Annotated in this window: 11 protein-coding genes; 7 read left to right on the forward strand and 4 right to left on the reverse strand. The window is 65.1% G+C overall.

The window, feature by feature from the left end; genetic code table 11:
- The first annotated feature begins 11 nt into the window (after positions 1–11).
- The 3 genes from mutM to dnaA all read left to right on the forward strand — a co-directional run bounded on the left by mutM (position 12) and on the right by dnaA (position 3,048).
- Positions 12–821: a bifunctional DNA-formamidopyrimidine glycosylase/DNA-(apurinic or apyrimidinic site) lyase gene (mutM, locus tag AC1DVS_RS12165; protein WP_478023320.1), complete on the forward strand. Its 810-nt coding sequence runs from the start codon at positions 12–14 to the stop codon at positions 819–821.
- Positions 822–919: 98 nt separating this feature from the next.
- Entirely contained in the window at positions 920–1,183 is a 264-nt protein-coding gene (gene rpsT / locus AC1DVS_RS12170; protein ID WP_478023322.1) for a 30S ribosomal protein S20, read from the forward strand.
- A 434-nt stretch (positions 1,184–1,617) separates the two neighbouring features.
- The gene (dnaA, locus tag AC1DVS_RS12175; protein WP_478023324.1) at positions 1,618–3,048 is read left to right on the forward strand and encodes a chromosomal replication initiator protein DnaA; all 1,431 of its coding nucleotides are present in this window, start codon (positions 1,618–1,620) and stop codon (positions 3,046–3,048) included.
- A 44-nt stretch (positions 3,049–3,092) separates the two neighbouring features.
- Here dnaA and AC1DVS_RS12180 read toward each other — a convergent pair whose 3' ends face one another.
- The 4 genes from AC1DVS_RS12180 to secB all read right to left on the reverse strand — a co-directional run bounded on the left by AC1DVS_RS12180 (position 3,093) and on the right by secB (position 6,995).
- The gene (locus AC1DVS_RS12180) at positions 3,093–3,743 is read right to left on the reverse strand and encodes a DUF4136 domain-containing protein (protein WP_478023325.1); all 651 of its coding nucleotides are present in this window, start codon (positions 3,741–3,743) and stop codon (positions 3,093–3,095) included.
- 131 nt (positions 3,744–3,874) lie between these two features.
- Positions 3,875–4,879 (reverse strand): tryptophan--tRNA ligase, encoded by a 1,005-nt coding sequence (gene trpS / locus AC1DVS_RS12185; protein WP_478023327.1) that lies wholly within the window; start codon positions 4,877–4,879, stop codon positions 3,875–3,877.
- Between the two features lie 12 nt (positions 4,880–4,891).
- Positions 4,892–6,460, reverse strand: coding sequence for a murein biosynthesis integral membrane protein MurJ (gene murJ, locus AC1DVS_RS12190; RefSeq protein WP_478023329.1), 1,569 nt, complete (start codon positions 6,458–6,460; stop codon positions 4,892–4,894).
- A 28-nt stretch (positions 6,461–6,488) separates the two neighbouring features.
- Positions 6,489–6,995: a protein-export chaperone SecB gene (gene secB / locus AC1DVS_RS12195; RefSeq protein ID WP_478023331.1), complete on the reverse strand. Its 507-nt coding sequence runs from the start codon at positions 6,993–6,995 to the stop codon at positions 6,489–6,491.
- 177 nt (positions 6,996–7,172) lie between these two features.
- On the opposite strand from secB, the gene AC1DVS_RS12200 reads away from it, so the two are divergent.
- From AC1DVS_RS12200 to AC1DVS_RS12215, 4 genes are all read left to right on the forward strand, one after another.
- Positions 7,173–7,820 (forward strand): Tim44/TimA family putative adaptor protein, encoded by a 648-nt coding sequence (locus AC1DVS_RS12200; protein WP_478023333.1) that lies wholly within the window; start codon positions 7,173–7,175, stop codon positions 7,818–7,820.
- 40 nt (positions 7,821–7,860) lie between these two features.
- On the forward strand, positions 7,861–9,069 hold the full coding sequence (mltA, locus tag AC1DVS_RS12205; protein ID WP_478023741.1) for a murein transglycosylase A: 1,209 nt from the start codon (positions 7,861–7,863) through the stop codon (positions 9,067–9,069).
- Positions 9,050–9,613 (forward strand): Smr/MutS family protein, encoded by a 564-nt coding sequence (locus tag AC1DVS_RS12210; protein ID WP_478023335.1) that lies wholly within the window; start codon positions 9,050–9,052, stop codon positions 9,611–9,613. Before mltA ends, AC1DVS_RS12210 begins: the two co-directional genes overlap by 20 nt.
- Before the next feature lie 71 nt (positions 9,614–9,684).
- Positions 9,685–11,361 (forward strand): putative bifunctional diguanylate cyclase/phosphodiesterase, encoded by a 1,677-nt coding sequence (locus AC1DVS_RS12215; protein ID WP_478023743.1) that lies wholly within the window; start codon positions 9,685–9,687, stop codon positions 11,359–11,361.
- Positions 11,362–11,450 lie beyond the last annotated feature (89 nt).

An 11,450-nucleotide genomic window follows, 5' to 3' on the forward strand; every position in this document is an offset into this window, starting at 1 on the left:
AAAGAGTATCAATGCCCGAACTTCCCGAAGTCGAAACCACGGTCAACGGCCTGCGTCCAGTGCTTGAGGGGCAGCGCATCGCGCGCGTCCAGGCGCGCCGCGCCGATCTGCGCAAAGCCATCCCGGTCGATCTCGGACAGCGCCTGACGGGCGCGATCGTGACCGGGCTTGGCCGCCGCGCCAAATATGGCCTGATCGACACCGATCGCGGCGACACCCTGATCTTCCATCTCGGCATGTCGGGACGCTGGCGAATCGATCCGTCCGAGCTGTTGCCGCACGATCATGTGATCATCGACACCGAGAAGCACCGGCTGGCGCTCAACGACCCGCGCCGATTCGGCTCGCTCGATCTCGTCGAGACCGAATCGCTCGCCGTATATCCGCCCTTTGTGGTGATGGGGCCGGAACCACTTGGGTCCGAGTTTACGCCCGGCTATCTGCTCGTTGCGCTCGCCGGACGCACCGCGTCGATCAAGGGAATGCTGCTCGACCAGCGAATCGTGGCGGGCCTCGGCAACATCTATGTCTGCGAGGCGCTCCATCTTGCCCGAATCGCCCCGGCAAAGGCTGCGGGACGGATATCGCTGCCACGTCTCGAACGGCTGGTGGAAGCGGTGCGGACAGTGCTGGCGGCGGCGATCGAGGCCGGCGGATCGACCCTGCGCGACTATGCCCGGCCCGACGGGGAACTCGGCTATTTCTCGAAGCAATGGCTCGTCTATGGCCGCGAGGGCGAGCCCTGTGACTGCGGCGGAACGGTCAAACGATATGTCGAAGGGGGGCGTTCAACCTTCTGGTGCCCGAAATGCCAGCGTTGAGCGGTTGACCGACTCACTCTTCGTGCGTAAGAGGCCCGCTTTCCGGGGCCGCGAGCTTTGCCGTTCGCGCCCTTTTCTATATCAGATCAGAGGGCTTCATGGCGAACACGCCACAGGCGAAAAAGCGAATCCGGCGTAATGCACGTCGCGCTGAAGTGAACGGCAACCGTGTTGGCCGTATCCGTACCTTCGTGAAGAAGGCCGAGGCCGCGCTGGCGTCGGGCGACAAGGACGCGGCAACCGCGGCCATGGCGCAGATGCAGCCTGAGCTGGCGCGCGGGGTCGCCAAGGGCGTGCTCCACAAGAACACCGCGTCGCGCAAGTTCGCGCGCCTCACCAAGCGCCTCACCGCACTCGCTTAACCTGCGTTAAGCGGGCAGGGACAAAAACCCGCCGGATCGTTCCGGCGGGTTTTTTGTCGTGTTCCGCATCGGCGAAAACATGGCGCACGATACGCGCGTCGTGTTTTGAGTTCTCAACCATACCCAATGCGGGAAAAGTCAGGATTCACCACGATTCGCGAGTGATTCGCGCTGAGTTTCCTGAGATAATCGTGCAATTCGAGCATATTATACGATTTTTGACGGGAATCCTTGGCTCCTTCCGAGTCAATCCCGTTTATTTCGGTTTTGTTACGGCTTGGGGTCTTGCCCGACTCGGTTTGATCTTCATAAATCGCCCCTCGCCGCGCAGACGATTCCGTCTCGCGACCTAATTGAGAGCTTCGAAGTCAGGCGGACGGGGATTCCGGCTGGGGGGAGCCTTTGTCTGTGAAGAACAAGGCGGCGCGAGGCACATGTGCCTCGGCGCTCCGGGGAAGGATTGGGTGTTGGCGGGAACGGTAACCAGAGACGCTGTAAKGCGCGATGAGGTTGCGAAGGCCTGGGGCACTGTGCGCGGTCATCTGCGCGAGTCGGCCGGCGTTCGCCTCTTCGACCAATGGCTGAAGCCGATCGAGCTGGTTGACGGTTCGGACAGTGATACCGTGCGGCTTGCGCTGCCGTCCGCCTTCATGACCAATTGGGTCCGCAACCATTATGCGGACCGCCTCTTCCAGGAATTCCGCTCGATCCTGCCCGATGTCCGCAGCGTCTCTATCGAGACTCGGGCCGCTTCGGCAAAGCCCGCGATCTTGTCGGTCGTGGCCAGTGATGCGGCGCCGGCACCGGTCGAGCCATCGGCGCGGCCGCAACTCGATCCGCGTTTCACCTTCGACCGGTTCGTGGTCGATCACAGCAACCGGGTCGCGTTCAACGCGGCGCGTGCGCTGGCCGAGCCGGGCACGCCCCGTTTCAGCCCGTTGTTCATCCACAGCGCCACCGGGCAGGGCAAGACGCATCTGATGCACGCGATCGGCGCAGCCTATCTCGAGGCATGCCCTGACGCGAACGTCATCGTGATGTCCGCCGAACGCTTCATGTTCGAGTTCGTCCAGGCGGTCCGTGCACGCGCGCAGCGCCAGAACGACCGCGACACCCATGCCTTCAAGGCCCGCCTGCGCGCGGCTGACCTGCTGATCGTCGACGATGTGCAGTTCATCGCGGGCAAGGACTCCACGCAGGAGGAATTCTTCCACACCGTCAGCGAAGTGATGGCGGCCGGCAAAAGGCTGGTGATCAGCGCTGATCGCTGCCCGCAGGGGCTTGACGGTATCGAGGCGCGGATCACGTCGCGCCTGTCGGTCGGGCTGGTCGCCGATATCAAGCTGCCCGATCTGGCGCTGCGCCGGGCGGTCCTCGATCGCAAGCTCGCCGATCAACCCGATGCCCGGGTCCCGGAGGATGTGCTCGATCTGCTCGCAACGCGGATCACCGCCAATATCCGTGATCTCGAGGGATCGCTGAACCGGCTGATCGCCTATGCGCAGCTGACCGGCGAGACGATCGACATGGACTTCGCAGTGGCGACGCTCGGCGATGTGCTGCGCGGTGCCGAGCGGCGGGTGACGATCGACGAGATCCAGCGTGCGGTGTCGGCGCATTTCGAGCTTAAGCCGATCGACCTCGTCTCGGCGCGTCGCGCTGTGGTGGTTGCGCGGCCACGTCAGATCGCGATGTATCTGGCGAAAAGGCTGACCACGCGTTCGCTGCCCGAGATCGGCCGCAAGTTCGGCGGGCGCGATCACTCGACAGTGATCCACGCGGTCCGCCGTATCGAGGAACTGCGCGACAAGGATCGCGAGATCGATGGCGCAGTAAGGACATTGCTCCGCGAGCTTGAGGGCTGACCCATTTCAACCTCCTCCCGTGAACGGGAGGAGGCTATCCGCCGTTACTTCTTCTCGGGCGCAATCGTGATCTTCACCGTCTCGCCCGAATTGCCCGGGAAGCCGGTGAACATCGCCTCGACCAGCTTCGGCACCAGATAGGGCAGGTCGTCGCTGCGCGACTGCGCCTTGGCGGTGCCTTCGAACACGCGCTGGCCGTTGTCGGTCCGGTCGATCCTCAGATCGAGTTCGCTGGTATAGACAGTGAAGCTCGTCACGCCGTCATCGTCGAACAGGAACGGATCGTAGAAGCCAAAGGCGAAGCGGCTGCGGCCATAATAGCCATAAGGGCCTCCAAAGCCGCGCGCATAGGGGCTGCCATAGCCAAAGCCGAACCCACCGCCATAGGGTGAGAGGCCAGTGCCGATTGTCTTCTCGCGGCCCTTGTCGACATCATAGCCCAGCTTCACCACAAGATCGGCATGCGCAGGGTCGGTCGCTGGGCGGTATCCAGCACTTGCCAGCTTGGCCGAGACGATCTGGGCATATTGGCCGAACTCGATCCCGCCATCGAGTTTCGGATCGCCTGCCTGGATGACGAAGCTCTGCCCGGTCGGCGGCGCGAGTTGCTGGAAGCGCGATACCTTGGCGTCGAACGGCGCCGCACAACCGCCAAGCGTCAGCAGGGCGATTGCGGCGATGGAGAGCATCTTCATGGCTTTTGCGACCTTGGTATCGAGGGGGTATCGAGGGAAAGCGCAGTGAGTTCAAGCGGTTGCAATTGTAGCGGACCCGTTATGAATAGCGCTTGAACGGGAAGGCCGCAAGCCGTCGCCCACAGCCCTCGTCAGACGTGCAATCCCACCGCGCGTTGCGCCGCAAGCAAGGTCGGCGCTGCGATCGCGCTGGCCCTTGCAGCGCCCTTCGCAAGCGCCTGGCCGATCGCCTCATGCTCGCTCTGCAACTGCGTGATCCGCTCGCGAATTGGGCCGAGGATCGCCACTGCAAGATCGGCGAGCGCCGGCTTGAACGCGCCGAAGCCCTTGCCGCCAAACTCAGCCATCACAGCGTCAGTCGAGCTTTCGGCAAGAGCCGCGTAGATCGTCACCAGATTCTTCGCCTCGGGCCGCGCGGCAAGATCCGCAAAGGTGAGGGGCAGGGGTTCGGGGTCTGTCTTTGCCCTTTTGATCTTCTGCACGATCAGATCGTCGCTATCGATCAGATTGATCCGCGACATGTCCGACGGATCGGACTTGGACATCTTCGCGCTCCCTTCGCGCAGCGACATGATGCGCGGGGCGGCCTTGGAGACGAAGGGTTCGGGCAGGGTGAAGAGCTCGACGCCGAAATCATTGTTGAACTTGGTCGCGATGTCGCGGGCAAGCTCGAGATGCTGCTTCTGGTCGTCGCCGACCGGCACGTGAGTCGCCTGATAGAGCAGCACATCGGCCGCCTGCAGCACCGGATAGGTGAACATGGCGACGCTCTGCGTCTCGCCGCTCTTGCCTGCCTTGTCCTTCCACTGAGTCATGCGGTTGAGCCAGCCCATCCGCGCGGTACCGCCGAGAATCCAGGCGAGCTCGCTATGCGCCGGCACGCGGGCCTGGTTGAACAGGATCGCACGGTCCGGATCGATGCCGCACGCCAGAAGGGCCGCCGCCATCTCGATCGAGTTGGCGGTCAGCTCGGCCGCCACCAGCGGCTGCGAGAGGGCGTGGAGATCGGCGAGGAAGAACAGGCACTCCTCGCCCGGCTTCATCGCATCCTGCATCGCGACCCATTGCCTGATCGCGCCGAGATAATTGCCGAGATGGAGATTGCCCGTGGGCTGAATGCCGGAGACGACGCGCATATTATTCTCGTTTCAGGCGGCGCGCTTGCGCCGGAGGAAGGCCAGATCGTCGCGGGTGAAAGCGCCGAGGACGAACGTCGCGATCGCATAGACCACCGTGCCGGCGGCGACCAGCACCAGCATCGCCATGGTTCGAACCTCCCAGCTTCCGTGAGTATAGGGAGTCAGCAGGCCCTGCAGCAGCCACAGGATGAAGCCCATTGCCAAGGCAGCCACAGCCAGCCGCCATGCGCGCCGGAGCAGTCGCTGGTCAGGCTCGAAATGGCCGCGCTTCCGCAAGGTGCGGTAGAGCAGGAAGGTGTTGACGGTTGAAGCAAGTGCCGTCGCCAGCGGCGGACCCATATGTCTGAGCGGCACGATGAAGGCGAGGTTGAGTATGAGGTTCACCGCCATGCTGATCATCGCATAGCGGACCGGCGTCTTGGTGTCGGAGCGAGCATAATAGCCCGGCGTCAGCACTTTCACGAGGATGTAGCTCGGCAGGCCGATCGAGAATGCGGAGAGCGCCTGGGCAGTGAAATAGGTATCCTGCGCATTGAACCTGCCATGCTCGTACAGCGCGGCGACGATCGGCGCGCCGCATAGCACCAACGCGACCGTGGCAGGCAGGGTCAGCAGCAGCGCGAGCTCCATGCCCCGATTCTGTGTCTCCATCGCGGCCTTCTCCTCGCCGGCGGCGAGTTGGCGCGAGATCAGCGGCAGCAGGACGGTGCCGAGGCCAATGCCGATCAAGCCGAGCGGCAGCTGGTTCACCCGGTCGGCCGTATAGATATAGGTCACCGATCCGTGGGCGAGGAGCGATGCGGCCAGGGCCGTCGAAATAACCAGATTGATCTGTACCGCGCCTGCGCCGGCCGCCGCGGGCCAGATCAACGCCATCAGCCGCTTCACGTCAGGGTTGAGCTGCGGCAGCCGGATGCGCAGCTTGACGCCGCTCGACCAGCAGGCCTGGGCGAGCCACAGCAGTTGCAGGACGCCCGATACGCTGACTGCGATCGCCTGGTTGCGCGCCGTCACATAGGGATCGTGGCTGTGAAAGAGCAGCAGGGCCATGATCAGCGTCAGGTTCAGCAGGATCGGCGCGGCCGCGTTCACCCAGAATTTGTGCAGCGAATTGAGGATGCCGCCGAGCAGCGACACCAGGCTGATGAACAGGAGATAGGGGAAGGTGTAGCGCGACAGTTCGACCGCGAAGGCGAACTGCTCGTTACTGACGCCGTTAAACTTGCCGGACATCAGGAATGTCACCGGCCAGGCGAAGATCTCGATGATCAGCGTCATGAAGATCAGCACCGGCAGCAGCACTGACAGCGCGTCTTCGGCAAACGCTATGCCGGCTGGCAGGCCGGGGCCGTCCTTGTCCCCGACCTTGCGGTTGAACATCGGGATGAACGCAGCTGAAAAGGCGCCTTCCGCGAACAGCGCGCGGAACATGTTGGGCAGGCGGAACGCGACCAGAAAGGCGTCCGACGCAAAGCCGGCGCCCACAAAACTGACGAACAGCGAATCGCGCACCAGCCCCAACACGCGGCTGGCAAGGGTGAGCCCGCCCACCGATCCCAGCGCGCGCGTGAGGTTCATTGATACAGTCCTTAGAAAACCGGCCGAATCAGGCCGTGCCGGTTTCCGCGGTGGTCACGCCCTGGGCTTCGGCCTGTTGCATGTAGATCGCGCCGAAATCGATCGGCTCGAGCAGCAGCGGCGAGAAGCCGCCGTCCCGCACCGCATCGGCGAGCACGCGGCGCGCGAACGGGAAGAGGAGGCGCGGCGCTTCGGCGAGCAGGAAGGGCTGGAGATGCTCGGCCGGAATGTTGCGCAGGCCGAACAGCCCGGCATAGGCGAGATCGACCAGGTACGCGACCTGGCCCTCGATCTCGGCGCGGACTTCGACGCGGAGGATCACCTCATGCACGTCCTCGCCAACCTGGCCGGTACCGATATTGAACTGGATGTCGATCTGCGGCGCCGCCTGGACCTGATAGATCGCCGGCGCATTGGGATTCTCGAACGACAGGTCCTTCACATATTGCGAAAGCAGGCCGACCGCAGGCGCCGTGTCGGCCCCATTGGGAAGGGGCTCGGTGCCCGTGATGATGCCGTCGTCCTGCTCGTCCATCGAAAGTTCATCCTCAAAGATCTAAATAATCGGCAATGCCCTGTGGCGTGCCAGCGATGGCGCGCGTAGCAGGGGGCGGCGAGCAGTTCAACGGCTCGGACATACGACCGGATTGGTGCCATTTGAATCACTGGCGCGTTACGCCTATGTAGATACCCAGCCGATATTGGAGGCAAGGTGGTTGTAGTACTTCTTCTCGCGATGCTGGCCGGATTTCTCGGCCTGCGTCTTTACATGGTCCTCGGCAAGCGGACGGGCCATGAACAACCCCTGCTGCCCAAGCCGGTCGAGGAGCGCGCGCCGCCGACGACGATGCCGCGCCCGATTGAGATCGTGCAGGAGCCGCGCGAGATCTCCAATCGCAACATCGATCCGCGGGCCGAACCCGGCCTTCGTGCGATCGTGTCCGCTGAGCCGAGCTTCGACGTTGGCCAGTTCCTCGAAGGCGCGCAGGGCGCGTATCGCATGATCCTCGAAGCCTATTGGAAGGGCGACGAGGAAGCGCTCGGCTGGCTGGTCGAGGAGGATGTGCGGGCCGCCTTTGCCGAGGCGATCGCCGCGCGGGCCACTGCCGGGCATGTGCTCGACAACCGGCTGGTGTCGATCGAGCGCGCGATCATCGCCGACGCTTCGGTCGACGGCAAGCTGGCGCGGATCACCGTGCGCTTCGACGCCGATATCGCAGCGGTCACGCGAGATGCCGAGGGCAACCTCATCGCCGGGTCGATGAGCGATGCCGAGGAGACGCACGACGTCTGGACCTTCGCGCGGACGCTGAAGAGCAGCGATCCGAACTGGAAGCTTGCCGACACCGACGAGGCGTGAAGGCGTGAAGCGGCGCGGGGGGATTGCGGCGCTCGCGCTGATGCTGAGCGCCTGTAGCGGCGGGATCGTACCGCACGCCGAGACTCCCTCGACTCGCCCGGTTGCGCCGGTTCGGAAGCCAGTTCCGGCGACGCCGATTACGCCTGTTCCCGCTACGGCGACGCCCGGGGCGGTGAATGCTGTCAAAGCCGGTGTGGCTGCTGGGCCATCTGTTCGCACGCTATCGATCTCCGCGGACCAGGCCGCTCGGGCAGTTGCGGCGTTTCGGCTTTCCTGCCCTTCGCTGATGCGCCGCGCTGACAGCTCCGGCCTGACGCGGGGCACTGACTGGCAGCCCGCCTGCGCCGCTGCCACTGATTTCAGGGGCGATGCACGAGGGTTCTTCGCGCAGTGGTTCGAGGCAGTGCAGGTCGGTGACGGCAAGGCTTTCGCGACCGGCTATTACGAGCCCGAGATCGCCGGCTCGCGCGATCGCCGCGCGGGCTATGATGTGCCCATATATGGACGGCCGGACAATCTGGTCGACGTCGATCTCGGCCTGTTCAACGCTGATCTCAAAGGCAAGAAGGTCCGCGGGCGGGTCGAGGGCACCAGCCTGGTGCCGTATCATGATCGCGCGGCGATCGATGATGGTGCGCTGAACAACCATGCCCACATCATCGCCTGGGCTGCCGATCCGGCCGAGTTCTTCTTCCTCCAGATCCAGGGATCGGGACGGCTGCGGCTTCCCGATGGTTCCGTGATGCGGGTCGGCTATGACAGCCAGAACGGGCGCGACTATACGGGTATCGGCGCGCTGATGAAGCAGCGCGGCCTGCTTGGGCCTGGGCAGACCTCCATGCAGGGCATTCTCCAGTGGCTGCATGAGCATCCTGAGGAAGGGCGCAACATCATGCACGAGGACAAGAGCTTCGTGTTCTTCCACGAGTTGGACGGGCCGCCACTTGGCGCGCTTGGCCTGGCGGTGACGCCGCGCGTGTCCGCCGCAGCCGATCCGCGGTTCGTGCCGCTTGGCGCGCCCGTCTTCCTGTCGATGGACCGCGCTGATGCGAGCGGGTTGTGGGTCGCGCAGGACACCGGTGGCGCGATCCGGGGCAGCAACCGCTTCGACACCTTCTGGGGCGCCGGGGACGAGGCGCGGGCGACTGCGGGCGGGATGGCGGCGCACGGCACTGCGTTCGTGCTGCTGCCGGTCGGCACGCTCGCCCGGCTCGCGGCTGAGAGGGCGGATGCGCCCACTAACCCCTGACGAAGCAGCGCTCTGGGCGCGGGTGATGGCGAGCGTGCGGCCGATCCGGCCTCGCGCTACGCCATCAGCGCCTCCGGTCGCGGTGGCGCCCGCGCCTGCCGCCAGAAGCCGTGTCCCGAACGTGGCGCCGGTCAAGAAGCTGCCGGCGCCACGCGCCCCAGCCTCCGCGGCGCGGCCCATTCCCGGCACCACGCTCGACGGCAGCTGGGACAAGCAATTGTCGCGCGGGCTGGTCTCGCCGGATCGCTCGATCGACCTGCACGGGCATAATCTCGCGACGGCCCATGCCTTGCTCGATTCAGCGCTCGAACGCGCGGTTCGCGACGGGGATCGGGTGATCCTGCTGGTCACCGGCAAGCCGCCGGTACCGACGAGCGAGCGACCCCATGCCCGGGGTGCGATCCGGGCCGCGGTGGGAGACTGGCTCGCGGGTTCGCGGCATGCCGGGTCGATCGCCGCGGTGCGTGGGGCGCACCCGCGGCACGGCGGGAATGGAGCGCTTTATATCGTGCTGCGCCGCACCAAGGATCATCGAAAGTCTTAACCTTTCGCTCCGTATAATGCCCGATCAGCCGGATGACATTGTCCGCGGCGGTAGGGGCTCCCGGGATCGCGATGGAAGGTGTATCGCTCAAGAGCCGCGCGATCGTGTTCGCGATGTGCGCCGGTGCGGTCGCGTTCATTCTTGCGCTTGTCGCCACCTCTAGCGGCCAGAACAGCATCACCAATGTGGCGCACGCGCTGATCCCCGCGGTGGTGTGCGCAGTGATGTGCTGGGCGGCGGCCGAGCGCTCCATCGCCGGGACGGCAGCGGCGATCGATGCCGCGATCGCGCGACTCGCGCGTGCAGCGCATGGCGATCTCGATGGGGAGATCCCGCCCGAGATTGCGGCCAATGTGCCGGAACTCGCCGCAGCGATGAACGGCCTGTTCCACCAGCTGGGCGCCAATCTGGACAGCGTCCACCGGCTGGCGATGTTCGACCCGGTCACCTCGCTTCCCAACCGCACCAACTTTCGCCGGACCTGCGAGCTGGCGCTGACCGACATGGCGCCGGGCGCGGGCGCGGCTTTGTTCTTCATCGACCTCGATCGCTTCAAGACAGTCAACGACACGATGGGGCATGCGATGGGGGACATGCTGCTCGGCATGGTCGCCAATCGCCTGCGCGCCGTGGCTGACCGGGTGAGCACCGAAGTCGGGGTGTCGCCACCGCTCATAGGACGGCTGGCCGGCGATGAGTTCACGATGTTCTTCTGGGGCGTGACCGATCCGGCCGAAGCGGCACGGATCGGACGCGGCGTATTGTTCGCGCTCAGCGAGCCGTTCGACCTGATGGGGACCAATGTCGAGATCGGCGCGTCGATCGGCATTGCGCGGCGCCCCGAGCATGGCGAGAACCTGACGGACCTCATGCGGGCAGCCGATGCCGCGATGTACCACGCCAAGGCCAATGGCCGCGGCCGTGCCGAGCATTTCACCGAGGAGCTGGCAGGCCAGATCGCCGGCCGGGTGCAGCTGGAGAGCGAGCTGCGCGAGGCGATCGAGCAGGGCGAGTTCAGGCTGGTCTTCCAGCCGCAGGTCGCGGTGTGGGGCGGCGAGATAGTGGCTGCCGAAGCGCTGATCCGCTGGTGCCATCCGCGCGACGGGATGCGGCTGCCGGGCAGCTTCATCCAGCGTGCCGAGGAGACCGGGCTGATCGTCGAGATCGGCGAGTGGGTGATCGGTACGGTCGCCGAGACGATCGCGCGCTGGGGGCGCATGGGGATCGAGCAGCGGCTCGCTATCAACATCTCGCCGCGGCAGCTCGACCATGCGAGCTTCTTCAGGCGACTGCGCGCTGCGATGCTGGCGGCCAATGCCCCGGCACGGCTGCTCGAGCTCGAGATCACCGAGACGCTCGCCATGCATTGCAGCGACGACGTGATCGAGGCGATCGCGCTGCTTCGGGCCGATGGCGCGACGATCGCGATCGACGATTTCGGGACCGGCTTCTCCAACCTCGCCCGGCTGCGCGACCTGCCGGTCGACCGGGTCAAGCTCGACCGCAGCGTGATTGAGCATATCGTCGAGAACTTCGAGGCGCGGACGATCGCACATGCCGTCGTCGGGCTGATCCACGGCATTGGCTGCGAGGCCGTGGCCGAGGGCATCGAGACCCAGGCGCAGGCCGATGTGATGCGGGTGATCGGGTGCGATGTGATGCAGGGCTATGCGATCGCGGCGCCGATGGACGAGGACGCGTTCATCGCCTGGTCGCGGCGCGAGGACAGACAACTGGCAGCGGGGTGACGCCAGGTTGCCGCCGGGACGGGGGTCCCGACGGCAGAAAGAAAGGGGCGGTTTCCAACAGGAAGCCGCCCCTTTTTTGTTGGATCGGA

Source organism: Sphingomonas sp. P3_C5, from assembly GCF_056402635.1.

Excerpts from the sequence above, each read along its gene's own strand:
- mutM (WP_478023320.1), top strand. The coding sequence starts at position 12 with ATGCCCGAACTTCCCGAAGTCGAAACCACGGTCAACGGCCTGCGTCCA.
- rpsT (WP_478023322.1), top strand. The coding sequence starts at position 920 with ATGGCGAACACGCCACAGGCGAAAAAGCGAATCCGGCGTAATGCACGT.
- AC1DVS_RS12180 (WP_478023325.1), bottom strand. The coding sequence starts at position 3,743 with ATGAAGATGCTCTCCATCGCCGCAATCGCCCTGCTGACGCTTGGCGGT.
- trpS (WP_478023327.1), bottom strand. The coding sequence starts at position 4,879 with ATGCGCGTCGTCTCCGGCATTCAGCCCACGGGCAATCTCCATCTCGGC.
- murJ (WP_478023329.1), bottom strand. The coding sequence starts at position 6,460 with ATGAACCTCACGCGCGCGCTGGGATCGGTGGGCGGGCTCACCCTTGCC.
- secB (WP_478023331.1), bottom strand. The coding sequence starts at position 6,995 with ATGGACGAGCAGGACGACGGCATCATCACGGGCACCGAGCCCCTTCCC.
- mltA (WP_478023741.1), top strand. The coding sequence starts at position 7,861 with ATGCTGAGCGCCTGTAGCGGCGGGATCGTACCGCACGCCGAGACTCCC.
- AC1DVS_RS12210 (WP_478023335.1), top strand. The coding sequence starts at position 9,050 with ATGCGCCCACTAACCCCTGACGAAGCAGCGCTCTGGGCGCGGGTGATG.
- AC1DVS_RS12215 (WP_478023743.1), top strand. The coding sequence starts at position 9,685 with ATGGAAGGTGTATCGCTCAAGAGCCGCGCGATCGTGTTCGCGATGTGC.